Source organism: Reyranella soli (assembly GCF_007992495.1).
In the GTDB taxonomy this organism is placed as follows: Bacteria; Pseudomonadota; Alphaproteobacteria; order Reyranellales; family Reyranellaceae; genus Reyranella; species Reyranella soli.
Genome location: NZ_BKAJ01000061.1, coordinates 40,456 through 65,014, shown reverse-complemented (window position 1 = coordinate 65,014; position 24,559 = coordinate 40,456). Strand labels below are relative to the sequence as shown.

The window sequence follows — 24,559 nt, the reverse complement described above, 5'->3', positions numbered from 1 at the left end:
CTCCGGCAAGACCATGACGCGCCACTGGAGTGGCGCGCCCCCAGCGCTATTTCCCCAACGCCTCGCCCACCGCGCTCAGCCAGCGGCGCACGACCCGCTCCTCGTCGCGGCCGAGCAAGCCACCCAGCCGGTCCTCGACCTCCATCACGCGGGCGCGGCAGCGCTTCAGCAGCGCCTGGCCCTTCGCCGTCGCCGTCAATCGCAGGATGCGGCCATGCTCGGCATCGGCCGACTTCCGGATGGCGCCCATCCTCTCAAGATTGCGCACGATCACGTTGATGGTCTGCGGCGTCAGGAGAGTGAGCCGCGCCAGGTCGGCGCCCGACACGCCGGGATAGGACACGATCATGGTGAGCACGCTGAACTGCGGCGGCGTGACCTCGATGTCGGCCAGCACCTTTTCCATCGCCGCCCGCACCGCCACGCTCGCTTGCCGCACCAGGTAGCCGAGATGGCCCTCGGGCCCGCGCTTGCCCTCGCCCGGCCGCGGCACGGTTCCCGGCTTGCGTGCAATATCAGAGTTCTTATATTTCATCAGACTTCGAATATAGCAGGAGACCGTCCATGGACCAGCAGCTCGCCGCCCTCGTGGGCCGCCACCTTACGGCGGAGAACGGCCAGGACCTCGCGGGCACGCTGGCCACGCTCCATCCCGAGTGTCATTTCGAGGATTTCGCGACCGGCCAGTCCTGGCACGGCCACGAGGGCGCCGCGGCGCACTATCGGCAATGGTGGACCACCTTCGACGTCACGGTGAAGCGCGGCCCGGGCCAGAACGGCGGCTGGCTGGAAGGCGGCGGCTATATGGCCGAGGCGACCTGGCACGGTCGCCACATCGGCCGCTTCCTCGGCATCGAGCCGACCGGACGCCCGATCGTGCAGCCGTTCGTCGTCGTGCTCGCCTTCAAGGATGGGCTGATGCTCTCCGAGCGGTTCCACTACGATTTGGGCTCGCTCCTGCGCCAGATCGGCGCCGAGCCGATTCCGGCGCTCGGCGAGCTGCGGCATCGCAAGGCCGCGTAGGCCACGCTATTCCGCCTTGATGCCCATGACGCGCACGACCTCGCCCATCTGGGCGTATTCGGCGCGCACCAGGGCGGCGAACGCATCGGGCGACTCGGCACCGGCATCGATGCCGAAAGAGTCGAACCAGGCCTTCGCCTCGGCCGTCGCCGCGATCCTGGCGATCTCGCCATACAGGCGATCGATGACCGGCCGCGGCGTGCCAGCCGGCGCGGCGATCCCCGCCCAGGCGGTGAGCTCGTAGCCCGGCACACCCGCCTCGGCCATGGTCGGCACGTCCGGCATCGACTTGGCGCGCCGCGCCGTGGTGACGGCGAGAACACGCAGCCGGCCGTCCTGCACGAAGGGCCTGAGCAGCGTCAGGCCTTCGATGGTGAAGGTCACATGGCCCGCGATCAGGTCCTGAACGGCCTGCCCGCCGCCCTTGTAGGGAATGTGCGTCACCTTGATGCCCGTGCGGTGCATCAGCAGGCACGCCGCGAGATGGCCCGGCGTGCCGACGCCCGGTGTCACGAAGGTGAGATCGCCCGGCTTTGCTCGCGCAAGAGCGAGCAACTCTTCGACCGATCGCGCCGGCACGTCCTTGTGCACGGCGAGCGCCTGCGGACCGACGCCCAGCCGCGTGATCGGCGCGATGTCGACCAACGGGTCGTAGCCGGGATTGGGATAGATGTGCGGATTGATGGTCATGGTGCCGATATGCACGATCAGCAGCGTGTAGCCATCGGGCGTGCTGCGCACCGCCGCCACCGTACCCAGGTTTCCGCCCGCACCGGTGCGGTTCTCGACCACGACCGACTGCCCCAGGGCCGGCGACAGCCGCTCGGCCAACCAGCGCGCGCGGATGTCGGTGACGCCGCCGGGGCCACCGGGGACGATGATGCGGATGGGCTTGTTCGGCCACGCAGGCTGTGCCCGCGGCGCGGCGGCGGGTCCGGCAAACGCAGCGAACGCGGCGGCCGATCCGACAAGACGTCGACGGGTGGAATGCATGTCACCTCTCCCATGTGACCCCTGCAAGGGTAACCGCCGAAAGCGGTCGGATCGGTGGCAAATGTGTGAATTCTCTCTACTTCGAGAACACCATTGCGCGATCCTCCACCGAGCCGTAGCGCAGGCTCATGAGGTCGAGCGCGTAGTTCTGGTTGAGCCGCCAGGGCTTGCGTGCGCCCTGCTTGGGGAACTTGTCGATGGCGCGCTTGATGTAGCCCGACGAGAAATCCACCCACGGCAGGCGCTCCATCGCCGGATCGTCGAGCCGCGGCGTGCACTGGCGCAGGCCGGCCTTGTGCATGTGATTGAGAAGCCGGCACACGTATTCGCAGACCAGGTCGGCCTTCAATGTCCACGAGGCGTTGGTGTAGCCCGAGACGGCAGCGAGGTTGGGCACGTCGCTGTACATCATGCCCTTGTAGGAAACCGTGTCGGCAGGCTCGACTGTCTTGCCGTTGACCATCACGGTCATGCCACCCATGAGCTGCAGCGCAAGGCCCGTCGCTGTGACGATCAGGTCGGCCTCGAGCTCCTTGCCCGACCTCAGTCGGATGCCGGTCTCGGTGAAGGTCACGATCTCGTCGGTGACGACCGAGACCTGCTTGCGGCGGATGGCGCGGAACAGGTCGGCGTCGGGCACCAGGCACAATCGCTGGTCCCAGGGATTGTAGCGCGGCGTGAAGTGGCGATCGATGTCGTAGTCCGGTCCCAGGCAGTAGCGCACGCCCTTCAGGATCAGCGCCTTGGCACGCTCGGGCTTACGCTTGCAGAGCTGATAGAACCACATGCCCAGAAGCACGTTCTTCCAGCGCGTCATGCCGTAGGCCAGGCCGATCGGCAGATAGCGGCGCAGCCAGTTGGCGATCGCATCCTCGGCCGGGCGCGCCACGACATAGGTCGGCGAGCGCTGCAGCATCGTGACATGCGCGGCGTCCTTGGCCATCTCGGGCACCAGGGTGACGGCGGTGGCGCCGCTGCCGACCACGACGACCCGCTTGCCCTTGTAGTCGATGTCGTCGGTCCATTTCTGCGGATGGACGATGCGGCCCGCGAAGCGCTCGACGCCCGGGAATTGCGGCAGGTAGCCCGCCGCGTAGTCGTAGTAGCCGCTGCACATCAGGAGAAAGCCGCAGGTGATGGTGGTCCGGCGCTTGTCGGGCCCCTGCTCGATCTCGACCGTCCAGCGCGCCTCCGGCGTCGACCAGCGGGCCGCCACCACGCGATGGCCGTAGCGGATCCTGCCATCGATGCCGTGGTCGCTCGCGACATCGCGGATGTAGGACAGGATCGCCGGGCCGTCGGCGATCGCCTTGGCGTCCTTCCAGGGGCGGAAGGAGTAGCCCAGCGTGTACATGTCGGAGTCCGAGCGAATGCCGGGATAACGAAAGAGATCCCAGGTGCCGCCGCTGGTCTCGCGCGCCTCGACGATGGCGTAAGTCCTGCCCGGACACTTGTCCTGCAAATGCCAGGCGGCACCGATGCCCGACAGGCCCGCGCCCACGATCAGCACATCGAGATGTTCGGTATCAGCACGTGCAAAATCGGCAGCAGTGTCCATATCCCTAAGTTCATCGAGGTAATCAACCGGCGCAAGCCCGCCCCTTCTGCAACCATCTCGCGTAAAGCCGGGCACGACGTTATGTTGGCGTCCCAGAAATTAGGCCCATGGAAGACGACCAACGCACCAAACGAAGGCTCGCGGCCATCCTGGCGGCCGATGTCGCCGGCTACAGCCGGCTGATGAGCCGTGACGAGGAAGGCACCCTGCACCGCCTGAAGTCGCATCTCGGCGAGCTGATCGAGCCCCATATCGCCGCCCATCGCGGCCGCATCGTCAAGCGCACCGGCGACGGCCTGCTGGTCGACTTCGTGAGCGCAGTCGAGGCCGTGCGCTGCGCCGTCGCCATCCAGGCCGGCATGGCCGACCGCAACCGCGGTGCGCCCGACGATGCGCGCATCGAATTCCGCATCGGCATCAACATGGGCGATGTCATCATCGAGGGTGAGGACATCTACGGCGACGGCGTCAACATCGCCGCCCGCCTCGAGACGCTGGCCGAGCCCGGCGCCATCTTCGTGTCACGCGCGGTGCGCGATTCGGTGCGCGACAAGCTCGGCATCGAGCTCGAGGACCTGGGCGAGAAGTCGGTCAAGAACATCGCCCGGCCGGTCCGCGTGTTCCGCATCGGCCGGGCCAACGGCAAGACGCGCCCCGCGGCGCCCGCCGTGCCGGACAAGCCGTCGATCGCCGTCCTGCCCTTCACCAACATGAGCGGCGATGCCGAGCAGGAGTATTTCAGCGACGGCATCTCCGAGGACCTGATCACCGACCTCTCCAAGGTGCAGGCGCTGTTCGTGATCGCGCGCAACTCGTCCTTCACCTACAAGGGCCGGTCGGTGAAGGTGCAGGAGGTCGGCCGCGAGCTCGGCGTGCGCTTCGTGCTCGAAGGCTCGATCCGCAAGGCCGGCAACCGCGTGCGCATAACCGCCCAGCTGGTCGACGCCCAGAGCGGCGGCCATCTGTGGGCCGACCGCTTCGATCGCGAGCTGACCGACATCTTCGCGACCCAGGACGAGGTCGTGCACAAGATCGTCGAGGCGCTGGCGGTGAAGCTCAGCCGTGTCGAGGAGCAGGACCTCAAGCGCGGCGGCACCAAGAACCTCGAAGCCTATGAAAGCTGGCTGCGCGCCCGGCAGCTTCTTGGCATCGGCACGCGCGAGACCATCGCCCAGGCCAAGGCTTTGCATCGGCGCGCGCTCGAGCTCGATCCGAACTTCACAGCACCTCATGTCGGCCTGGCCTTCGCGTCGGTGTCCGACTACGTCAACGCCTGGATCCCCGATCCGCAGAGTGCGCTGGCCGAGGGCGAGCGCTGGGCGCGGCGCGCCCTCGAGCTCGACGAGCGCCAGCCCGGCGGCCATGTCGCCATGGGCAATGTGCGGGTCTGGCAGCGCCGCCATGACGACGCACTGACCGAGCTCCACCGGGCGGTCGAGCTCGACCACAATTACGCGCAAGGCCATGCGCTTCTGGGCATGGCGCTGATGTACTCGGGCCATCACAAGCAGGCATTGGAGTCGATCGCGGTGGCGATGCGGCTTGATCCGCTCTATCCCAACATCCTGTTGCATCTGGCGGCGCAGGCGCATTTCAGCATGGGACAGGACGAAATCGCCGCCGGCTACCTGGTGGAGCGCATCGCGCGCAATCCCAACACCGATGCCAGCCGCATGCTGCTGGCGGCTTCGTACGGCCATCTCGGCAGGACCGAGGAGGCAAGCGAGGCCTGGGCCGGGCTGCTCCAGGTCAATCCCGGCTTCTCGCTGCAGCAGCGCGAGGGCGTCTTGCCCTACAAGGATGCCCGGGATTTCCAGCGTATCCTGGATGGCCTCGCCAAGGCGGGCCTGCCGTAGCACTTCACCAGGAAGCGCGCTGGCTCTATTATTGCAGCGATGATGTGGGAAGGAAGAGATAAGATGCGACCGAGGCTGGTGGCCGCCTTTGTGCTGCCTGCTGTCCTGTGGCTTCAGACGGGCCCGGCGGCCGCACAGTTCTGCGACAACCTCGAAGGCCAGGACGTCAAGGTTTCCGGCACCATCGATCGCATGGTCGAGGCCGCCGGGGTGATCTTCTTCCGTGACCGCAAGACGTCCTGCCAGTTCGGCATGGTCACCCATCGCAACGACAAGGGCTGCAAGGTCGGCGCCCAGGTCGAGGTTTCGGGCAAGCTGATCAAGAACAAGTTTTTGCCGGATACTTACGACATCGACCGCGGCAGCAGGCCGGCCAGCGAGACGCTGGCCTGCAAGTAGCACCTTTCACGAAAACCACTGAGGGGCAGACGAAAGGCAAACGCATCCTTCAGCCTGCCCATCAGTGGAATCGTTCGATCAGCTACGCAGAGCGCGCCAGGTCTTCGGGCCAACGATGCCGTCCACGGGCGTCGCGAAGATGGCTTGGAACGCCTTCACAGCCGCTTCCGTATTGGGACCGAAAAGGCCATCGGCAGGCCCGGGGTCAAAAGCGGGAACCGCAAATGACTTGAGAATGAGTTGGCACAGCCTGACGTAGTTGTGCTGAGTCGAATTCTTCTGGATCTGTGGCGGGTCCAATCTTCCCCATGTGTTGTTGCCGACGATGCCGTCGACGACCAGAGGCAGATTGAAGCCCAGATGGACATGCGGCGGCGGTGGAGCCGCAGATCGATCGACCTGGTAGTGCACGACGGCAGCCTTCGTCTGCGGGCCAAAGAGACCGTCGATTGCACCAGGGGAATAGCCTCGTGCCTGCAGCAATTGCTGGCAAAGCGTGACTTCGGCGCCAGTTGATCCGAGGCTGATGGTGGGATGGGCCATTTGCTTTCTCCTTCGACGATGTGACAGGGAAGCAGCGTGAAGGGGGAAGGCCGAACAATACGCCTACGGAAAGTCACCAAACATACGGCTCGCTTCAGTGCAGCGTATGTTGCCGAAAAGACCCCGCTTCATTTTTAAGTTGATCATGAAGCATCGCCAATGTCAATTTATATAGTTGTAAATATACTATCTTTCACAATCATACATTGTGTCTGAAAAGAGACCCGTTCCACCTTTGCCGCATAGTCAAAAAAGCTGAACTGATCGACACACCATTTCGCCCCTCCCGATCGTGACAGCGCCGCTGCCCGCCCAGTCGCTCGGCGCCTACCACGCTGCCCCGCGAACAGCAGTGGCGCGGGTCGCCCAAATTCGCAACGCCGGGCATGACCGCCCAAAGTCCGGGTCCTGCCCCTCGTCGATCAGAGAAAGCCCGCCCGTGCCGCGTAAGGGAAAGGTCGGCTGGTTGTCCCTCCTACGGAGATATCCTCATGGACCCGAAGTCACTGAAACGGCATGATAAATCGATTGTGGAACACCTGCGGCCGGCAGTCGTTCTTTCTGCAGGCGCTCCTCGAAAAGGATTGGCCCTGACGACTCACTGGCTCAAAAATTGCTCAAGAATAGCCACGCGAGGGTCATCGAAATCGGACGCCAAGTCAGGCAATTCCGAAAGCGAGACGCTCACAGTGGTGCCACAAAGGAACGTAGTGGTGTGTCAACCGTCCTGTTGGGTGCCAACGCCAAACTGAAAGGAATGTTGAACTTGTCCCCTCCCCTCGATGCCGACTTTGGACAGTATGCCCTACCCGACTCAGGGCACTTAAGTGGCAAAGCTGTGATATGTACGGCGCACCTTATGCTGCTGCAGAACCCAAAGGCAGTTCTCAGCACCAACGATTGGGTACCGTACCTTTGCCTGGTCCGCGACTGGTGTATGAAGCAGGAGTTCGGCGGAGTGCGCTATTACTGGCACCCGGGCTTCAGCGCAGAAAATGTCGAGGCCGGCCCCTACACCGGACGGCTGAACTAGCGGCGGTGATCGGGGTCGCCGGCTGCCATTTCCGGATCTGGCGAAGTCCGTACAATTACTCCTTCATGAACGCGTTGAGCTCGGGCGTCGGGATCGACGTGTCGAGGTAGGTGAAGGTGCCCTTGTCCTTGACCTCCTTGGCTGCGGCCACCAGGCCGGTCATCGCGGCGCGATAGAGCGAGGTCGCAAGGCTGATGCGCTTGACGCCGGCGGCCTCCAGCTCGGCGCGGCTGAACGAACGGCCCTTGATGCCGACCATGAAGTTGAACGGCTTGCCGATCGAGCCGCAGACCTTCTTCACCGCTTCGATGTCCGGCAAGCCGGGCGCGAACAGCACGTCGGCGCCAGCCGCTTCGTAGGCCTTCAGGCGCTTGATGACGTCGTCAAGATCGGCGCGGCCGCGCAGGAATCCTTCGGCACGTGCCGTCAGCATGAATGGGAACGGCAGCGCCCGCGCCGCCTTCACGGCCGCCGCGACGCGCGCCGCAGCAGCCTCGACGTCGTACAGCGGCTTGTCCTTGTCGCCTGTGGCGTCCTCGATCGAGCCGCCGACCAGACCGACGCCGGCCGCCTGCCGGATAGTCTCGGCAGCCGCTTCCGGCCCATCACCGAAACCCTTCTCGAGGTCGGCCGCGACGGGCAGGTCGCAGGCCTCGACGATCTGCTTGGCATTGGCCAGCGCTTCTTCGCGCGTGACCTTGCCGTCGCGCTTGCCCAGCACGCCCGCCTTGGCGCCGCTCGACGTCGCCAGCGCTTCGAAGCCCAGGCCGGCCAGCACGCGTGCCGAGCCGCCGTCCCACGGGTTGGGAATGACGAACGAACCCGGCGCCTCGTGCAGGGCACGGAACTTCTTGGCTTTGTCGGCCTGGCTGACGGTCATGGCTGGCTTCCTTCTCGAAAAACGCGCGCGAGTTTGTCGGCAGGGTCACCCCTCGCACAACGAGGAATAACCCGATCATCGCTCATGCGTTGGCCTAGCTGGGCTTGATGTTGCCCTTCTGGATGACGTCGGCCCAGCGCTTCATCTCGGCCGGCATCTTGGCCTGCACCTCCGCCTGCGGACCACCAGCCGGCACGATGCCGAGCTTCAGCATCTTCTCGCGGAAGCCCGCGTCGCTCACCACCTCGTTGCCGGTCTCATTCAGCTTCTTCTGGATGTCGGCCGACACCGCCTTGGGCGCGAACAGTGTGTAGTTGGTGGCCGATTCGAAGCCCGGCACGCCCGCCTCGGCCATGGTCGGCACGTCAGGCAGCAGCGGCGAGCGCGCCTTGCTGGTGACGGCAAGGCAGCGGACCTTGCCGGCAGCGATGTTGGGCAGATGGGCCAGCACGTTGTCGATCGAAACCTGCACGCGGCCTTCGTAGAGGTCGGCCTGGAAGAAGCTGGTGCCCTTGTACGGCACGTGGGTCATCTCCGCGCCCGTCATCTGCCTCAGCATCTCGTAGTTGAGATGGATCAGCCCGCCGAAGCCCGACGAGGCGTAGGAGAGCTTGCCCGGGTTGGCCTTGGCGTAGGCGATCAGCTCCTGGACGTTCTTCACCGGCAGGCTCGGCGTCACCAGCACGCCCACCGTACCGTTGCCGATCTCCAGGATCGGCACGAAGTCCTTGGCCATGTCGAAGGTCAGGTTCTGGTGGAAATAGGGCGCGATCGAATAGTCGACCATGCTACCGACCATCAGCGTGTAGCCGTCGGCCGGGCTGCGCGCCAGCGCCGACGCACCGATCGTGGCGCCCGCCCCCGGCTGGTTGTCGACCACGATAACTTGCCCGAGCCTGGACGACACGCCCTCGGAGAAGCCCCGCGTCACCGTATCGATGCCCCCACCTGGCGGATAGGGCGCGATCATGCGGATCTGCTTGGTGGGCCAAGCCTGCGCACGCGCCACGGCGGGCGCGGCCAGGGCAACCGCAGTTGTTGCCAGCAGGCGTCGGCGGGACAGCGAAAACATGACGATTCCTCCCTTACAGGAGGGTCAATCTACATGCTGCGGCCGTCCCACGCACGGGGGCTGAGCTTGTCGACATCGACGCCCTCGACGCAGCGCAGGTTGATGCCGACCATGGGTGATCCGTCGGGGCCGGTGCCGTTGGCATAGCTTTCGATGCCGCAGGAGGTGCAGAAGCGGTGGTGCAGCTTCTTCTTGTTGAAGAGGTAGTCGCCCTGCTCGTCGGCGCCCTTGGTGAGCTTGAACTTGGCCTGGGGCGCAAAGGCCCAGACGGCGCCGAGCTTGGTGCAGATCGAGCAGTTGCACTTCAGCGCCTGTTCGGTGTCGACCTCGACCGTGTAGGCGACGGCGCCGCAGTGGCACCCTCCGGTGTAGCTTTGACTAGGCATGGCTCCTCCTCTGGAACGCGCACATTGTCATCCCGAGCGTAGCGAGGGACCTTTGAGCCAACAGGAAAGGTCCCTCGCTGCGCTCGGGATGACAGCTCCTCCGTAACGGAGATCGTGCGGCCGGAGTTGCCCCTACCCCGGCCAGGGCAGCGACCAGGTCTTTACATTGGTGAAGCTCTTCATGGCTTCAAGGACTCCCTCCTTGTAGCCGAGGCCCGAATCCTTGATGCCGCCGAAGGGCGACATCTCGATGCGATAGCCCGGCACTTCCCAGACATTGACCGTGCCGACCTGCAGCTCGTCGACGAAGCGCGTGATGTAGTCCAGGCGGTCGGTGCAGACGCCCGACGACAGGCCGTAGGCCGTGCCGTTGGAGACCTTGATCGCATGGTCGATGTCTTTCACGCGGATGACCGGGATGACCGGACCGAACGTCTCCTCGCGCACCAGCTCGCAGGTCGGATCGACATGATCGACGACTGTCGGTGGGAAAAGCGCGCCGCGGCGATCGTTGCCGTGCAGCAGCCTGGCGCCGTGCTTGGCGACGGCTTCGCTCACGCGGTTCTGGAACAGCGTGGCGGCGCGCTCGTGGATCACGGTGCCGACGTCGGTCTCGGGATCGAGCGGATCGCCGGCCTTGAGCTTCTTCGCCTTGGCCAGCAGGCGCTCGACGAAGGCGTCGGCCACGCTGTCGACGACGATGATGCGCTTTACCGCCGTGCAGCGCTGGCCCGAATTCTTGGTGGCGCCGGCGACGGCAAGGTCGGCCGCCTTGTCGAGGTCGGCATCCTCCATGACGATCAGCGGATCGTTGCCCCCCAGCTCCAGCACCAGCCGTTTGTAGCCGGCGGTCGCCGCGATGTGCTTGCCGACGCGCACCGAGCCGGTGAAGGTCACGAGGTCGGCGTGCGGGTCGGTGATCATGGCATCGCCGATATCCGATGGATTGCCGGTGATCACCGACAGCATCTCGGGCGGCAGGCCCGCCTCGTAGAGCGTGTCGGCCAGGAACAGCGCGGTGAGCGGCGTGAGCTCGGTCGGCTTCAGCACCACGCAGTTGTTGGTGGCGAAGGCCGGCGCCAGCTTGTGCGCCACCATGTTCAGCGGATGGTTGAACGGCGTGATCGCCGAGATGGCATTGAGCGGCTGGCGCAGCGTGAAGATCTTGCGCGACTTGCCGTGCGGGGTCAGGTCACAGGAAAAGGTCTGGCCGTCGTCGAGCAAGCAGAGCTGGCCCGCGAAGGTAAAGACATCGAAGGCACGGCCGACCTCGTAGAGCGAATCCTTCAGGCACAGGCCCGATTCCAGCGTGATCAGGCGCGACAGCTCTTCCTTGCGCGCGACCAGAAGCTCGGCGGTCTTGAGCAGGATCTGCTGGCGCTGATAGCGCGTCAGCTTGGGCTTGTAGGCGTGGGCGATGCGGAAGGCCTCGGCCACCAGCTCGGGCGTTGCCCGCGGCACGCTGCCGACCAGCCGGTTGTCCCACGGGAAGCGGACTTCCAGACGGCTCTTGGTTTCGACCTTCTTGCCGGCAATGCGCAATGCGTCGTGCCGCACATCGCTGCGGATCATCGTGTCCATGGTGTCTCTCAGGCGACGAGGTTGAGGGCGAGGTCGAAGGCGTCGAAGTTGCGCCAATGGCGCGACGCACCATCGGCTGAAAGCTTGCGATTGCAGAGCAGCGGCACCTTTTGCTCGGAGATGCCGCCATGGCTGCGCAAGGGCTCTGTCAGGCCCGACAGGTCGTGGCGCGAGGCCGAGGTGCCCAGCACCTTGTGCTTGGTCGAGACGACGACGAGGTCGCCCAGGCGATCAGCCGGCAACTCGAAGCGGGCGGCGGCTTCCTGCTCGGAGAGCGCCGCCTCGATGCCCGGCATGGCCTTCAGCTTGGCGGCCGCGGCCTCGGACGTCGTTCCGGCCGGCAGGTAGACCACGGCGAAGGAGCCCAGCGCGCCGTGATGCACGACATAGGGATCGGTGATGGGCAGGATGACCCGCGCCTCGTCCTTGCCGAGCCAACCGTCGAACACGTCCTGCAGGTAGATGACGTCGGGCTGGCCGTCGGCGCCGAACTTGGCGTTCATGCCGTGATCGGCGGTGAGTACGATCGTGCAGCCCATGGCATCGAGTTTGGCCATGTAGCCGTCCATCATGGCGTAGAAGTCGTCGGCGACCGGCGTGCCGGGCGCGTGCTTGTGTTGGATGTAGTCGGTGGTCGACAGGTACATGATCTGCGGCCGGTCGCGCTCCATGATCTTCACGCCGGCGGCGAACACGAACTCCGACAGGCCGGCGCTGTAGACGTCGGGTACCGGCATGCCGACCAGCTCGTTCACCTTGTCGATGCCGTTCTCGCCGAGCGTGGCCTTGTCGGACTTCTCGGACGAGAAGCTGCAGGCCTTGCCGGCGCCGAGCTCCAGCCCTTTGCCTAAAAGGCCGCGCAGCTTGTCCTTGGCGGTGACGACGGCAATGCGGCAGCCGGCGCGCTGGAACGACGGGAACAGCGTCTCGATGCGCAGGAACTTCGGATCGTTCATCATCACCTCTTTCCCGCTGTCGGGATCGAGGAAGTAGTTGCCGCAGATGCCGTGCTCGGCTGGCGGCCGCCCGGTGACGATCGAGAGGTTGTTGGGGTTGGTGAAGCTCGGCACGACGCAGTCGGCCAGAAGGTTCGTGCCCTGGGTCAGGACCTTGCCGAACCATGGCGCGCGGCCGGCTTCGACGGCGCGCTCGATGTAGCCCGGCTCCGAGCCGTCAACGCAGACCACGACCGTGGGCTGGCGCGGCAGGCGGTAGCGGCGGCCGTTGACGGCGATCTCGCCAACGCCTCCGTCTTTGTCGGGGGTGTTCAGACTGTCGGGTGCCATGCGTACTTCTCCTACTCCGCCGCCAGCGCCGGGCCGCCGTTGCTGACCCGCATTTCGTCCAACACCTCCCGCACCGCAAGCAGGGCGCTCACCATGTGCTGAGGATACAGCCGGCCGATGCAGCCGATACGGAAAGAATCGGCGACCGTGAGTTTGCCAGGATAGATCACATAGCCGCGGTCCTTCAGCGCATCATAGAACGTCTGGAAGACGAACCGTGGATCGGTCGGCATGTGGAAGGTGACGATGATCGGCGCCTGCAGGCGGTCGGGCAGCAGGGTCTGGAAGCCCATGGCGCGCATGCCGTCGATCAGCACGCCGGCATTCTCCCGATAGCGCCTGCCGCGGCCGACGACGCCGCCCTCGGCCTCGTGCTCCTCGATCGCCCTGCCCAGGGCCACGATGACGTGGATCGGCGGCGTGAAGCGGTACTGGCCGGTGCGGGCGAAGGCCTCGGCCTGGTCGAACAGGTCGAGCACCAGGGTCGTGGCGTTGCCCTTGCACTCGGCCAGGGCCTCGTTGCGGCAGATCACGAAGCCCAGGCCCGGCACGCCCTCGAGGCACTTGTTGGATGAGGCGGCCAGCGCGTCGTAGCGGATCTTGCGGGCGTCGATTTCGATCGCACCGAACGCGCTCATGGAATCGACCAGTAGGCGGCGGCCGTGGCGGGCGACGATCTCCGCAACCTCGGCGATGGGGTTGAGGATACCCGAGGTCGTCTCGCAATGGACGGCGAAGACGTGGCTGATGGCTGTGTCGTCGACCAGCATGTTATCCAGTCGCGCCAGGTCGGGCGGCGTGTCTTCCGGCGTCTCGAGCGAGGCCGTGGCGCGGCCGGCGATCTGGGCGATCTTCAGCGCGCGCTGGCCGTAGGCGCCGTTGATCAGCACCAGAAGCTTGCCGGACTTCGGCACGAACGAAGTGATCATCGCCTCGACGGCGAAGGTGCCCGAGCCCTGTACCGGCACGGTGACGTGTGTGCCCTGCCCGCCGGCAAGCTCGACGATCTTGTCGAGCACCATGCGGTTGATGCGCAGAAACTCCGCATCGCGCGAGCCCCAGTCGTGGACCATGGCCTGCTTGACGCTGGCCGAGGTGGTGAGCGGACCGGGCGTCAGCAGCAGCGGATCGCCGGTTTCTGACTGGGTGTGCTTGGTCGTCATGCGGCGATTCATGGGCTCGCGGCCTCTATGCGTCCAGTATATAATCCATATGTTACTTATTGGTTTTCCATATATGACGCCGACGCAGCTGCGCGCCTTCCATCTGGTGGCCGAATCCGGGTCGTTCTCGGCTGCGGCCCGCGCCTCGGGGCTGAGCCAGCCCAACCTGTCGAGCCAGGTAACGACGCTGGAGCAGGCCTATGGCGTGCGCCTGTTCGACCGGCGCGGCCGCACCGTCGCGCCGACCGAGACCGGCCGTCAATTGCACGGCATCACCACGCGGCTGTTCGCCGTGCAGGACGAGGCGCGCGCCCTGCTGGCCGGCGAGCAGGCCCTGACCCGCGGGCATCTCCGGATCGCGGCCGATTCGGCCCATCACGTCGTGCCGATCATGGCCGCCCTGCGCGACCGCGCCGAAGGCCTGACCTTCGCGCTCGCGATCGACAACTCGGCCGTCGTGCTGGAGCGGCTGCTGCGACACGAGGCCGACGTGGCGGTGATGGCCAAAAGCGTGTCCGACCCGCGGCTGCATGCCGTCAGGCTGCGCACCGACCGTGTCGTGCTGTTCGTGCCCTCGCGCCATCCGCTCGCCAAGCGCGGTCGTGCGCCTCTGTCGGCGCTGGCGGGCCAGTCGCTTGTACTGCGCGAGCGCGGCTCGATCACCCGCGAGGTGGTCGAGCAGGCCATGGCCGCGGCCGATATCCGGCCCGACGCCATCGTCGAGGTGCAGACGCGCGAAGGCGTGCGCGAGGCGGTGGCGGCGGGCTTCGGCATCGGCGCGGTGTTCGCGAGCGAGCTCGGCGAGGACCGGCGCTTCCGTCCCGTCCTTGTCACGGACACCGACCTCAATGTCGCCGAATACGCGGTGTGTCTGCAGGAGCGCCGCCGCGTCGCACTGGTGCGTGCGTTCATAGACGAGGCAACTCTTGCCGGAGCGCGGACCTCCAGGTCCGCATCATGACCATGAGCGGACCTGGAGGGTCCGCGCTCCAAGTCATAAAACTGTCAAAAAACTTTTACTGATGGGAATCGAGGCGTAGGGTTCCGCGATCATGCATGGCGTCGAGACCGTCCTGAACGTGCTGGGCAGCGTTGCGCTGCTGCTGTGGGGCGTGCGCATGGTGCGCACGGGGCTGACGCGCGCCTTCGGCGCTGCCTTGCGCCGCGCCATAGCCGCGTGCTCGCGCAACCGCGTCACCGCCTTCCTGGGCGGCATCGCCATCACCGGGCTGCTGCAGTCGAGCACGGCCACGTCGCTGTTGGTCTCCTCCTTCGCCGGCCGTGGCCTGATCCCCCTGTCGATCGCCTTCGCCATCATGCTGGGCGCCGACATCGGCACCACCATCGCCGCCCAGATCCTGTCGTTCGACCTCGGGTGGGTATCGCCGCTGCTGATCGGCGCCGGCGTCATCGCCTTCCTGTCGAGCGATACCGACAAATCGCGCCATCTCGGCCGCGTCGCCATCGGGCTCGGCCTGATGCTGCTGTCGCTGAAACTGCTGGCCGCCGCAACACTGCCGCTGCGCACCGCGCCTGCCTTCATGGCCATGCTGCAGGGCCTGCAGGACGAGTACGTGATCGCCGTCGTCGTCGGCACGCTCGCCACCTGGTTCGTGCATTCCAGCCTCTCGACGGTGCTGCTGGTGATGTCGTTCGCGGGCTCTGGGCTCATCGAGCCCAAGCTCGCCCTGGCGCTGGTGATCGGCGCCAACATCGGCGGGGCGCTCGCGCCCTACATGGCGCAGTCGAGCGCCGACGTCGCCGCCCGCCGCGTGCCGCTCGCCAACCTCATGACGCGCGCCATCGTCGGCGTGGCGCTGTTGCCGTTCCTGGGTCCGCTGGTCGACTGGCTGACGCTTCTGGACGGCTCGGCCACCCGCATGCCGGTGAACTTCCATACCGGCTTCAACGCGCTGGCCTCGCTGGTCTTCCTGCCGCTGGTCGATGTCGTCGCCTGGGGCTGCCGCAAGCTGCTGCCAGACAAGCCGGTGCCCGACGATCCCGGCAAGCCGCGGCACCTCGACCCCAACGTCCTCGATTCGCCGGCCGAGGCGCTGGGCTGCGCCTTGCGCGAGACCTTGAACCTCGGCGACCGCGTCGCCGACATGCTGCGCCAGACCATCGATGTGCTGGAGCGCAATGACGCCAAGGCGGTGAAGGCGATCGAGGCGGCCGACAACGCCGTCGACCAGCTATACGAGGCGATCAAGCTCTACCTCGTGCAGGTCTCGCGCAACGAGCTCGGCGAGGAAGACGGCAAGCGCTACGTCGAGATCCTGACCTTCACCACCAACCTCGAGCATATCGGCGACATCATCGACAAGAACCTGATGGAGCTCGCCGCCAAGAAGATCAAGAACCGCTACGCCTTCTCGGCCGAGGGCATGGCCGAGCTGCGCGCCTTCCATAGCCGCGTGCTCGACAACCTGCGGCTGGCGCTGAACGTCTTCACCACGCGCGACATCACCCTGGCGCGCCGCCTGGTCGGCGAGAAAGCGTCCCTGCGCGAGGCCGAATCGCGCACCGCCGACAGCCATTTCGCCCGCCTGCGCGAGGGCCGGCCGGAATCGATCGAGACCAGCTCGATCCACATGGACGTGATCCGGGATTTGAAGCGCATCAACGGCCACCTGGCGTCGGTGGCGTATCCGATCCTCGAGGCGGCCGGCGAACTCGCCGACACGCGGCTCAGGACAGCGCCCGACCCGACGACCGGGCAGCCGGCGCCTTCGGTCTGACTCTTCCGGACCGCCGGCCTCTGGCCGGCTCATGATCATGAGGCCGGCCAGAGGCCGGCGGTCCGGAAGAGGATGATCAGCCCTTGATACGGGCGCCCGTCGGGTCGAAGGGGCAGCGCAGTGACACCTTGGCGCGCAGGCGCGTGCCGGCTAGGTCGACCTCGAACTTGCCGCCATCGAGCCAGGCGGCGTCGATCGCCGCGTCGTCGGTTCGGCGAACGTAGCCCAGGCCGACCGACGCGCCAACGGAATGGCCGTAACCCGCCGACGTGAGATCGCCGACAGGCCGGCCGTCGCGCAGCAACGCCTCGCCGCCCCATAGCAGCGGCTCGGAATCCTCCAACACCACCGACACCAGGCGGCGCGTCAGCGGCTTGGCCTTGGCCTCGACCAGCGCCTTGTGGCCTAAAAAGCCGCCCGGCTTGTCGAGCTTCACCGCCCAGCCCAGGCCCGCCTGGAACGGCGTGTCATCGGGCGTGAGCTCGCGGCCCCAGGCGCGATAGCCCTTCTCCAGGCGCATGCACTCGACAGCGTAGTAGCCCGCATCGCGCAGGCCGAACTCGGCGCCGGCCTCGTGCAGGGCCTCGAACACGGTGACGGCGAACTCGACCGGCACGTAGAGCTCCCAGCCCAGCTCGCCCATGTAGGTGCGGCGCGACGCCAACACCGTGCCATGGCCGATCCCGACCTCGCGTATGGTGGCGAAGGGAAAGGCATGTTTGGAAAAGTCGGCGCGGCTCACCTTCTGCAGCAGCGCACGGCTGCGCGGCCCCATGACCGACAGCACCGTCCAGGCGCCGGTGACGTCGGTCAGCGTGACGTGAGCTTCCTCGTCGACATGGCGGTTGAGCCAATCCATGTCGCGCACCGGCTGGGCCGAGCCGGTGATGATCAGGAACTTGTCGCGGGCGAGGCGCGCGATGGTGAGATCGCTCTCGAAGGTGCCACGCTCGTTCAGGATGCCGGTATAGACCGTGGCGCCGATCGGCACGGCGACGTTGTTGGCGGCGAGACGCTGCAATTGCGCCTCTGCATCGCGACCCTGCACGAGGATCTTGCCGAACGACGTCTCGTCGACCACGGTCACGGCCTCGCGCGTGGCGCGATGCTCGGCGGCGACGGCGTCGAACCAGGCGCCGCGGCCCCAGCCGTATTGCATGTCGGGAGTCTTGCCGACGCCGGCGAACCAGTTGGGCCGCTCCCAGCCCATCTTGTTGCCGAACCAGGCGCCCCTCGCCTTCAGCCGATCGTAGAGCGGCGAGCGGCGGAACGGCCGGCCGCTCTCCTGCTCGCGCTGCGGCCACGGCATCTTGTAGTGCAGGCCGAGAGTCTCGGCGACACGGCTCTTCAGCCAGGCATCGTTGCCGTGGAAGCCGGCGAAGCGGCGGATGTCGACCGGCCAGAGATCGAGCGTCGGCTCGCCGGCCACGATCCATTCGGCCAGCGCCATGCCGGCGCCGCCCGAGCTCGCGATGCCCATCGAGTTGAAGCCCGCGCCGACGAAGAAGCCTTTCACCTGCGGCGCTTCGCCCAGGATGTAGTTCAGGTCGGGCGTAAAGCTTTCCGGCCCGTTCATGAACGTCTTGATGCCGGTCTTCTCCAGCGACGGCACGCGGATCAGCGCGTTATCCATCAGGATCTGGAACTGGTCCCAGTCGTCCGGCAGCATGCCGAACTCGAAGTCGTCGGGGATGATGTCCTTGTTCCAGGGCTTGGCCTCGGGCTCGAAGCCGCCCATCAGCAGGCCGCCGACCTCCTCCTTGAAGTAGATGTAGCCGTCGGGATCGCGCATCACCGGCAGGTCGCGCGGCACGTTCTCCATCTTCTCGGTGACGATGTACATGTGCTCGCAGGAATAGAGCGGCACCGTGACGCCGACCGTGCGCGCGAGCTGGCGCGCCCACTGGCCGCCGCAGTTGACGACGATCTCGGCCTTGATCGGGCCCTCGGTCGTCTGCACGCCGGTGACGCGGCCGTCCTTGGTGTCGATGGCCGTGACGCGCGTCTTCTCGAAGATGCGCACGCCGCCGGTGCGCGCGCCGCGCGCCAGGGCCTGGGTGATGTCGGCAGGATTGGCCTTGCCGTCGCCCGGCAGCCACACCGCGCCCACCAGGTCGTCGGTGCGCATGATCGGGTACTTCTCGCCGGCCTGCTTGGGCGTCAGCGGCTCGCAGTCGACGCCCTGGGCGTTGGCCATGGCGGCGGAGCGGCGCAGCAGCACCATGCGCTCCTCGGTGCGCGCCACCGAAAGCGAGCCGCACTGCTTCCAGCCGGTCGCCAGGCCGGTCTCGGCTTCGAGCTTGGAATAGAGCTCAGTGCTGTAGCGGATCAGGCGCGTCAGGTTCTGGTAGCTGCGCAACTGGCCGACCAGGCCGGCTGCATGCCAGGTCGTGCCGCCGCTCAGCCGCCCCTGCTCCAGCAGGACGACATCCTTCCAGCCGAGCTTGGCCAGATGATAGGCCGTCGAGCAGCCCATGATGCCGCCGCCGACGATGACGACGCGGGCCTGGGTGGGGAAGTTCGTAGCCACTACAGCCTCCCCGCCACCGCCGCTTCGTACATCTTGCGCATCTCCGGCACGCCCGCCTTCACGGGATTGCCGCCGGCCGTCGGATCGACCGCCGCCATCTCGGCGAACTTGTCGAGATGGCTTTCCTTGACTCCGAGCTCGGCCAGGGTGTGCGGGATGCCGATCTGGCGGCGGAGATCGAGGCTCCATTCCATGAAGCCGTCGAAGGTCGGGTTACGGAGGCCGAGCCAGCGCGCCAGCCGCTGGATCTTCTCGTCGATGGCCGCTCGGTTGAACTGCAGCACGTAGGGCATGGCGACGGCGTTGGTCAGGCCGTGATGCGTGTCGAGCACGGCGCCCACCGGATGCGACAGCGAATGGATGGCGCCCAGCCCCTTCTGGAAGGCCGTCGAGCCCATCTGCGAGGCCGCCAGCATATGACCGCGCGCCTCGATGTCCCGGCCGTCCTTCACCGCGCGCGCCAGGTTCTCCTTCACCAGCCGCATGCCTTCGACCGCGATGCCTTCGGCATAGGGGTGATAGCCCGGCGCACAATAGGCTTCCAGGCAATGGATGAACGCGTCCATGCCGGTGCCCGCCGTCAGCTTGGCCGGCAGGCCGACCGTCAGCTCGGGATCGGCGATGACGATCGACGGCATCATCTTGGGATGGAAGATGATCTTCTTGGTGTGCATTCCGGTGTCGGTGATCACCGAGGCGCGGCCGGTCTCCGAGCCCGTCCCGGCCGTGGTCGGCACGGCGATCGTGGGATAGATCCCCGCCGGATTGGCGCGCGTCCACCAGTCGCCTATATCCTCGAAATCCCACAGCGGCCGCGTCTGGCCGGCCATGAAGGCGATCGCCTTGCCGGTGTCGATGCCGGAGCCGCCGCCCCAGGCGATGACGCCGTCGTTCTTGGCGGCGCGCAGGATGCGCACGCCCGCTTCGACGTTGGCGGCCACAGGATTGGGCTTCACTTCGCTGAACAGGGCGACGTCGATGCCGGCCTTGCGCAGCGACAGCATGGCGTCGCTGATCATCGGCAGGCTCGCGAGCCCGGGATCGGTCACCAGCAGCGGCCGCTTCAGGCCGATCGCCTTGCAGGCGTCGGGCAGTTCGCGGATGCGGCCCGCGCCGAAACGGATCGAGGTGGGATAATTCCAGTTACCGACCAAGGACTGAGACATCAGATGATTTCCATGTAGCGATCGAGCTCCCACTCGGTGATGGCCTTGCGGAACTCACGCTCTTCCCATTCGCGGGTTGCAGAATAGTGATCGACGAAGGCATCGCCGAACAGATCGCGCGCCGCCGGCGAGGCTTTCAGACGGCCCGCCGCCTCCATCAGCGTACGCGGCAGCTGCGCCTTCTCGGGATGCTCGATCTCGTAGGAATTGCCCTTGATGGGCTCACCGGGATCGATCTTGTTCTCCACACCCCACAGGCCCGAGCCGACCGCCGCAGCCAGCGCTAGGTAGGGGTTCGCGTCGGCAGCGGCAATGCGGTACTCCACGCGCGTCGACTTGGCCGAGCCTGGGATGACGCGTAGCGAGGTCGTACGGTTCTCCACGCCCCAGCTCGATACGGTAGGGGCCCAGAAGCCCGGGATCAGGCGGCGATAGGAATTCACGTTGTTGGCCACCATGGCCAGCAGGTCGGGCATCAGCGCCCGCTGGCCGCCGACGAAGTGGCGCATGGTGTCGCTCATGCGATGGCTGCCGCCCTCGTCGAAGAAGACGGGCCTGCCGTCCTTCCACAGCGACATGTGCATGTGACCGCCGCAGCCCGGCCAGTCCTTGGACCACTTGGCCATGAAGGTGGCGAGCCAGTCGCGCTTCTGCGCCAACACCTTGGTGTAGAGCTTGAACAGGGCGGCGGCATCGGCGGCGCCGAGGGCGTCCTTCACACGCAGCGCCGCCTCGAGCACGCCGGCGCCGGTCTCGGTGTGCAGGCCCTCGATGCCCATGTCCATGGTCTCGCACATCGCGAGCAGGTCCCTGTACCAGTCGGACAGGACCGAGTTGCGCAGCATCGAATAGCCGAAGAAGCCCGGCGAGATCGGCTTCAGGTTCTTGTATCCCTTCTCGCGGATCGAGAAGGCCGTCTCGGCGAAGACGAAGAACTCGTACTCGAAGCCGACCTTGACCTCGAAGCCGAGCTTGGCGGCGCGCGCCAGCACCCGGCGCAGGACGCCGCGCGGACAGATCTCCTCGGCCTTGTCGGTGAACTCGCAGAGGAACAGGAGATTGCCGGGCTCGGTCGCGATCTCGCGGCAGGTCTCGGGCAGGATGCGCACGTTGGCGTCGGGATAGGCCGTGTGCCAGCCGGTGTAGGTGACGTTGTCGTAGAGCTGGTCGTTGGAATCCCAGCCCAGGACCACGTCGCAGAAGCCCATGCCGCCGTCGAGCGCGCCGCTGAACTTGTCGATGTGCAGGTACTTGCCGCGCAGGATGCCGTCGATGTCGTGGACGCCGACCTTGACGTGGCGCAATCCGCGCTCCTGCAGGATGCGACGCGCATCGGCCGCTGTTCTTACCTGGCGCGGTTCCATTCAAGCCCCCTTTTTCTGCGACCAGACTAGCTGCTGAGGTAGCGGGGAAGCCAGAGGGCAATATCGGGCAGTACGGTAACCAGGATGGTAAAGCCGACCATGATCAACAGATAAGGCAAGGTGACGCGCGCGATATAGCCCAGGCCGTCCTCGGTCAGGCCCTGGATCACGAACAGGTTGAAGCCAACCGGCGGCGTGATCTGCGCCATCTCGACCACCAGCACCAGGAAGACGCCGAACCAGATCGGGTCGAATCCCGCGGCCTTCACAATCGGCATGACGATGGGGAGTGTCATGACGATCATGCTGAAGCCGTCGAGGAAGCAGCCCAGGATCAGATAGAAGACGATCAGGGCGACGATCAGCATGAAGGACGACAGGCCGAGGCTGGAGACGAAGGCCGCGACTGCGGCCGGGATACCGAGGAAGGCCGCGGCGCTGCCGAGGATCGAGGCACCCAGCACGATCAGCGCGATCATGGCGCAGGTCTGCACCGAGCCGATGGCGATGGCGCGCAAGGCGGTGCGCGACAGCTCGCCCTGGACACCAGCAACGACAAGGGCGCCCAGCACACCGACTGCAGCCGCCTCCGACGGCGTCGCCAAGCCGCCATACATCGAGCCCAGCACGCACAGGATCAGGAACACCGCGGGTCCCAGCTCGCGCACCGACACAGCGAACTCCGCGCGCGACGCCACGCGCACCTTGCGCTCGGCCGCGGGCACCATCTCCGGCCTGAGCGCAGTATGGAGCATGATCCAGGCCATGAAGCAGCCGGCAAGCAGGAAGCCCGGGATGAATCCTGCGGTGAAGAGCTTGGCGATCGAGACGTCGCCCAGCACGCCGTAGATGATCATGATGTTGGAGGGCGGGATCAGGAAGCCGAGCGTGCCGGCGCCGGCGAGCGAGCCCACGGCGACATCCTTCGAGTAGCCGCGCTTCAGCAGCTCGGCCAGCGATATGCGGCCGACGACCTGGGTGGTCGCCGCCGACGAGCCGGAGATCGCCGCGAAGATCGTGCAGCCGATGACGTTGACGTGCAGCAACCGCCCGGGCAGCAACGCCGCCCACGGCGTCAGGCCGCGGAACAGCGACTGCGACAGCCGCGTGCGGAACAGGATCTCGCCCATGACGATGAACAGCGGCAGGGCCAGCAGTTCCTGTGTCGTCAGGATGTTCCAGGCGTATTGCGCCAAGAGCTTGTCGAGCGGGATGTCGCGGAACACCGCCAGCAGCACCGTGCCGGTGACAGCCAGTGTCCAGCCGATCCACAGGCCGCCCGCCAGGAAGGCGAACAGCACCACGAACATGACAATGACGATCTCGAGCATCGTTTACCTACGGCGCCGCCTCAATCATTCGCAGATCGTCATTCGGAGACCGACGCCGCGCGCATGCTGAGATCCTCCAATGGCAGACCGAGGAGGGCCTGGAAGAAGCGCGCCACGAACTGCAGCACCAGCAGGCAGACGCCGAAAGTCACCAGCGCCTGAGGAATCCAGAGCGGCGTGGCGCTCGACAGCGAGACCTGGTCGGAGGTGAAGCTGCGCCAGGTGAAGTTGACCATGGCGTTGGCCAGGAAACCGGTGAAGGCCACGCCCAACGCCGCCAGCAGCGTCTCCAGCCAGCGCCGCGTCTCGGGCTTCACGCGAGCCAACACCAAGGTGACACGAATGTGGCCGCCGGCGCGCAGGGTCATGGCCGCCCCGAAGGTGAAGGCCGCGGCCATTAGATAGGAGCTGTATTCCCAGGCGATCGGAATGTCGGCCGGCACCCAGGGGAAGATGTCGGACAGCGCCCGCACCAGCACCTCGGCCAGCATCAGGCAGGTGAGCGCCGCCAGGCAGGCCGCGCCCAGCCAGCCGTCGAGCCGGCCGAGCATGTCGATGGCGTCGAGGAAGAAGCGCAGGGGCTGGGGCGCCCCTGCGTTTGCGTTCGGGCCGTGCGCGCTCACGCGCGCTTCATTTCGACGAGATAGGCCTTGATCGGCTTCTCCGCCGCCGGCACGCGCTTGATGAAGTCGGCGATCATGGGCGCCGTCTTCTTCTGCAGGTCGGCCACCATCTGCGGCGGCGGCACCACCAGGGTCATGCCGCCATCGGTCAATTTCTTGTTGCTGTCGGTGTCGGCCTTCAGCGACGTGCCCCAGAACTCAGGCTCGAGTTTCTTGGCAAGGTCGACGATCACCTTCTGGTTGGCCGGCGAGATCTTCTTCCAGGTGTCGTTGTTGATCGTGACGATCTGGCTGGACCAGGCATGGTTGGTCTGGTGGAAGAATTTCAGGAACTCCCAGAACTTGCCGTCGACACCCGACACCGACGAGGTCGACACGCCGGCGACCGCGCCCGACGACAGCGCCGCGATGGTCTCGCCCCACGGGATCAGCGCCGGCGCCATGCCGATGGCGCTGCACATGTCCTGGGCGTTCTTGTCGGGCACGCGGATCTTGATGCCTTTGAGCGCATCGAGCGATTCGCACTTCACCTTGAGGTGCAGGTACTGCGTCGGCCACGGCACCATGTAGAGGATGGTCTGGTTGTTCTTCAGCGCCACCTTCTCGTACTCGGGCCGGAGGTACTTATGCAGCACCTTCAGCTCCTCGATGTTGTTGGAAATGAACGGGATGCCCTCGACGCCCATGATCGGTTCGTCGCCGATCTGCTGGATGTTGAGGATGTCGGCCATCGGCACCAGCCCGTCGCGCACGGCGCGCAGCTGCTCCGGTCCCTTGAAGCCGAGCTGGCCGCCCGACTTCACGTCGATCTCGACGGCGCCGGAGGTGCCCGTCTTGACCTCCTCGGCAAACTTCTTGGCGTTGATCGTATGGAAATTGCCGTCCGGCCATACCGTCGACAGCGGCAACTTCAGCGCCGCCTGCGCCTGCACCACGGCCGGCGCGCCGAGCATCATCGCGCTCATGCCCGCGCCTGCCTTCAGAGCCGTTCTACGTCCCAGCTTCATGGAAGCCCCCTTCGTTGTTTGACACCC

Annotated in this window: 22 protein-coding genes; 6 read left to right on the top strand and 16 right to left on the bottom strand. The window is 66.1% G+C overall.

Annotated elements, in window-relative coordinates; genetic code table 11:
- Nucleotides 1-46: 46 nt before the first annotated feature.
- A complete protein-coding gene (locus tag RSO01_RS17470; RefSeq protein ID WP_147150400.1) occupies nt 47-535 on the bottom strand; it encodes a MarR family winged helix-turn-helix transcriptional regulator in 489 nt (162 codons plus the stop codon).
- Between the two features lie 29 nt (nt 536-564).
- Between RSO01_RS17470 and RSO01_RS17465 the strand changes: the two genes are divergently transcribed.
- Nucleotides 565-1,023 carry an ester cyclase gene (locus RSO01_RS17465; protein ID WP_147150399.1) on the top strand — a complete coding sequence of 153 codons (459 nt, stop codon included), beginning with the start codon at nt 565-567 and terminating at the stop codon, nt 1,021-1,023.
- A 6-nt stretch (nt 1,024-1,029) separates the two neighbouring features.
- On the opposite strand, the gene RSO01_RS17460 is transcribed toward RSO01_RS17465, so the two are convergent.
- Nucleotides 1,030-2,016 carry a Bug family tripartite tricarboxylate transporter substrate binding protein gene (locus tag RSO01_RS17460; RefSeq protein WP_147150398.1) on the bottom strand — a complete coding sequence of 329 codons (987 nt, stop codon included), beginning with the start codon at nt 2,014-2,016 and terminating at the stop codon, nt 1,030-1,032.
- A gap of 76 nt (nt 2,017-2,092) precedes the next feature.
- Nucleotides 2,093-3,574: a flavin-containing monooxygenase gene (locus RSO01_RS17455; RefSeq protein ID WP_147150397.1), complete on the bottom strand. Its 1,482-nt coding sequence runs from the start codon at nt 3,572-3,574 to the stop codon at nt 2,093-2,095.
- A gap of 107 nt (nt 3,575-3,681) precedes the next feature.
- Between RSO01_RS17455 and RSO01_RS17450 the strand changes: the two genes are divergently transcribed.
- Together RSO01_RS17450 and RSO01_RS17445 are read left to right on the top strand one after the other, a co-directional pair.
- On the top strand, nt 3,682-5,430 hold the full coding sequence (locus tag RSO01_RS17450; RefSeq protein ID WP_147150396.1) for an adenylate/guanylate cyclase domain-containing protein: 1,749 nt from the start codon (nt 3,682-3,684) through the stop codon (nt 5,428-5,430).
- 63 nt (nt 5,431-5,493) lie between these two features.
- A complete protein-coding gene (locus RSO01_RS17445) occupies nt 5,494-5,829 on the top strand; it encodes a hypothetical protein (protein WP_147150395.1) in 336 nt (111 codons plus the stop codon).
- 78 nt (nt 5,830-5,907) lie between these two features.
- Here RSO01_RS17445 and RSO01_RS17440 read toward each other — a convergent pair whose 3' ends face one another.
- Nucleotides 5,908-6,372, bottom strand: coding sequence for a peptidoglycan-binding domain-containing protein (locus RSO01_RS17440; RefSeq protein ID WP_147150394.1), 465 nt, complete (start codon nt 6,370-6,372; stop codon nt 5,908-5,910).
- Between the two features lie 859 nt (nt 6,373-7,231).
- Here RSO01_RS17440 and RSO01_RS47335 point away from each other — a divergent pair.
- Nucleotides 7,232-7,405, top strand: coding sequence for a hypothetical protein (locus tag RSO01_RS47335; protein ID WP_170303146.1), 174 nt, complete (start codon nt 7,232-7,234; stop codon nt 7,403-7,405).
- A 55-nt stretch (nt 7,406-7,460) separates the two neighbouring features.
- Here the strand turns inward: RSO01_RS47335 and RSO01_RS17435 are convergent, their stop codons facing one another.
- From RSO01_RS17435 to RSO01_RS17410, 6 genes are all read right to left on the bottom strand, one after another.
- Nucleotides 7,461-8,285 carry an isocitrate lyase/PEP mutase family protein gene (locus RSO01_RS17435; RefSeq protein WP_147150393.1) on the bottom strand — a complete coding sequence of 275 codons (825 nt, stop codon included), beginning with the start codon at nt 8,283-8,285 and terminating at the stop codon, nt 7,461-7,463.
- Nucleotides 8,286-8,379: 94 nt separating this feature from the next.
- Nucleotides 8,380-9,357: a Bug family tripartite tricarboxylate transporter substrate binding protein gene (locus tag RSO01_RS17430; protein WP_147150392.1), complete on the bottom strand. Its 978-nt coding sequence runs from the start codon at nt 9,355-9,357 to the stop codon at nt 8,380-8,382.
- Nucleotides 9,358-9,386: 29 nt separating this feature from the next.
- Entirely contained in the window at nt 9,387-9,743 is a 357-nt protein-coding gene (locus tag RSO01_RS17425; protein WP_147150391.1) for a GFA family protein, read from the bottom strand.
- A 132-nt stretch (nt 9,744-9,875) separates the two neighbouring features.
- Complete coding sequence (phnY, locus tag RSO01_RS17420) at nt 9,876-11,324, bottom strand: phosphonoacetaldehyde dehydrogenase (protein ID WP_147150390.1); 1,449 nt, start codon at nt 11,322-11,324, stop codon at nt 9,876-9,878.
- A gap of 8 nt (nt 11,325-11,332) precedes the next feature.
- Nucleotides 11,333-12,610, bottom strand: a complete 1,278-nt coding sequence (phnA, locus tag RSO01_RS17415; protein ID WP_147150389.1) for a phosphonoacetate hydrolase — start codon at nt 12,608-12,610, stop codon at nt 11,333-11,335.
- An 11-nt stretch (nt 12,611-12,621) separates the two neighbouring features.
- Complete coding sequence (locus RSO01_RS17410; RefSeq protein ID WP_218037370.1) at nt 12,622-13,773, bottom strand: 2-aminoethylphosphonate--pyruvate transaminase; 1,152 nt, start codon at nt 13,771-13,773, stop codon at nt 12,622-12,624.
- Between the two features lie 73 nt (nt 13,774-13,846).
- Here RSO01_RS17410 and RSO01_RS17405 point away from each other — a divergent pair, with 73 nt between their 5' ends.
- A complete protein-coding gene (locus RSO01_RS17405; protein WP_170303145.1) occupies nt 13,847-14,734 on the top strand; it encodes a LysR substrate-binding domain-containing protein in 888 nt (295 codons plus the stop codon).
- A 91-nt stretch (nt 14,735-14,825) separates the two neighbouring features.
- Entirely contained in the window at nt 14,826-16,511 is a 1,686-nt protein-coding gene (locus RSO01_RS17400; protein WP_147150386.1) for a Na/Pi cotransporter family protein, read from the top strand.
- Between the two features lie 76 nt (nt 16,512-16,587).
- On the opposite strand, the gene RSO01_RS17395 is transcribed toward RSO01_RS17400, so the two are convergent.
- Genes RSO01_RS17395 through RSO01_RS17370 form a run of 6 tightly spaced genes read right to left on the bottom strand, consistent with a single transcriptional unit; the run spans nt 16,588 to nt 24,532 of the window.
- Complete coding sequence (locus RSO01_RS17395) at nt 16,588-19,041, bottom strand: GcvT family protein (RefSeq protein WP_147150385.1); 2,454 nt, start codon at nt 19,039-19,041, stop codon at nt 16,588-16,590.
- Nucleotides 19,041-20,207 (bottom strand): iron-containing alcohol dehydrogenase, encoded by a 1,167-nt coding sequence (locus RSO01_RS17390; protein WP_147150384.1) that lies wholly within the window; start codon nt 20,205-20,207, stop codon nt 19,041-19,043. Before RSO01_RS17390 ends, RSO01_RS17395 begins: the two co-directional genes overlap by 1 nt.
- On the bottom strand, nt 20,207-21,571 hold the full coding sequence (locus RSO01_RS17385) for a glutamine synthetase family protein (RefSeq protein WP_147150383.1): 1,365 nt from the start codon (nt 21,569-21,571) through the stop codon (nt 20,207-20,209). Before RSO01_RS17385 ends, RSO01_RS17390 begins: the two co-directional genes overlap by 1 nt.
- 26 nt (nt 21,572-21,597) lie before the next feature.
- Nucleotides 21,598-22,902, bottom strand: a complete 1,305-nt coding sequence (locus RSO01_RS17380; protein WP_147150382.1) for a TRAP transporter large permease — start codon at nt 22,900-22,902, stop codon at nt 21,598-21,600.
- A gap of 38 nt (nt 22,903-22,940) precedes the next feature.
- Nucleotides 22,941-23,525 (bottom strand): TRAP transporter small permease subunit, encoded by a 585-nt coding sequence (locus RSO01_RS17375; RefSeq protein ID WP_246158504.1) that lies wholly within the window; start codon nt 23,523-23,525, stop codon nt 22,941-22,943.
- Nucleotides 23,522-24,532, bottom strand: a complete 1,011-nt coding sequence (locus tag RSO01_RS17370; RefSeq protein WP_246158503.1) for a TRAP transporter substrate-binding protein — start codon at nt 24,530-24,532, stop codon at nt 23,522-23,524. The genes RSO01_RS17375 and RSO01_RS17370 overlap by 4 nt, the downstream gene beginning before the upstream one ends.
- Nucleotides 24,533-24,559 lie beyond the last annotated feature (27 nt).

Bases quoted from the DNA above. Each gene is read 5' to 3' on its own strand.
- RSO01_RS17470 (WP_147150400.1), bottom strand. From the start codon at position 535: ATGAAATATAAGAACTCTGATATTGCACGCAAGCCGGGAACCGTGCCG.
- RSO01_RS17465 (WP_147150399.1), top strand. From the start codon at position 565: ATGGACCAGCAGCTCGCCGCCCTCGTGGGCCGCCACCTTACGGCGGAG.
- RSO01_RS17460 (WP_147150398.1), bottom strand. From the start codon at position 2,016: ATGCATTCCACCCGTCGACGTCTTGTCGGATCGGCCGCCGCGTTCGCT.
- RSO01_RS17455 (WP_147150397.1), bottom strand. From the start codon at position 3,574: ATGGACACTGCTGCCGATTTTGCACGTGCTGATACCGAACATCTCGAT.
- RSO01_RS17450 (WP_147150396.1), top strand. From the start codon at position 3,682: ATGGAAGACGACCAACGCACCAAACGAAGGCTCGCGGCCATCCTGGCG.
- RSO01_RS17445 (WP_147150395.1), top strand. From the start codon at position 5,494: ATGCGACCGAGGCTGGTGGCCGCCTTTGTGCTGCCTGCTGTCCTGTGG.
- RSO01_RS17440 (WP_147150394.1), bottom strand. From the start codon at position 6,372: ATGGCCCATCCCACCATCAGCCTCGGATCAACTGGCGCCGAAGTCACG.
- RSO01_RS47335 (WP_170303146.1), top strand. From the start codon at position 7,232: ATGCTGCTGCAGAACCCAAAGGCAGTTCTCAGCACCAACGATTGGGTA.
- RSO01_RS17435 (WP_147150393.1), bottom strand. From the start codon at position 8,285: ATGACCGTCAGCCAGGCCGACAAAGCCAAGAAGTTCCGTGCCCTGCAC.
- RSO01_RS17430 (WP_147150392.1), bottom strand. From the start codon at position 9,357: ATGTTTTCGCTGTCCCGCCGACGCCTGCTGGCAACAACTGCGGTTGCC.
- RSO01_RS17425 (WP_147150391.1), bottom strand. From the start codon at position 9,743: ATGCCTAGTCAAAGCTACACCGGAGGGTGCCACTGCGGCGCCGTCGCC.
- phnY (WP_147150390.1), bottom strand. From the start codon at position 11,324: ATGGACACGATGATCCGCAGCGATGTGCGGCACGACGCATTGCGCATT.
- phnA (WP_147150389.1), bottom strand. From the start codon at position 12,610: ATGGCACCCGACAGTCTGAACACCCCCGACAAAGACGGAGGCGTTGGC.
- RSO01_RS17410 (WP_218037370.1), bottom strand. From the start codon at position 13,773: ATGACGACCAAGCACACCCAGTCAGAAACCGGCGATCCGCTGCTGCTG.
- RSO01_RS17405 (WP_170303145.1), top strand. From the start codon at position 13,847: ATGACGCCGACGCAGCTGCGCGCCTTCCATCTGGTGGCCGAATCCGGG.
- RSO01_RS17400 (WP_147150386.1), top strand. From the start codon at position 14,826: ATGCATGGCGTCGAGACCGTCCTGAACGTGCTGGGCAGCGTTGCGCTG.
- RSO01_RS17390 (WP_147150384.1), bottom strand. From the start codon at position 20,207: ATGTCTCAGTCCTTGGTCGGTAACTGGAATTATCCCACCTCGATCCGT.
- RSO01_RS17385 (WP_147150383.1), bottom strand. From the start codon at position 21,571: ATGGAACCGCGCCAGGTAAGAACAGCGGCCGATGCGCGTCGCATCCTG.
- RSO01_RS17380 (WP_147150382.1), bottom strand. From the start codon at position 22,902: ATGCTCGAGATCGTCATTGTCATGTTCGTGGTGCTGTTCGCCTTCCTG.
- RSO01_RS17370 (WP_246158503.1), bottom strand. From the start codon at position 24,532: ATGAAGCTGGGACGTAGAACGGCTCTGAAGGCAGGCGCGGGCATGAGC.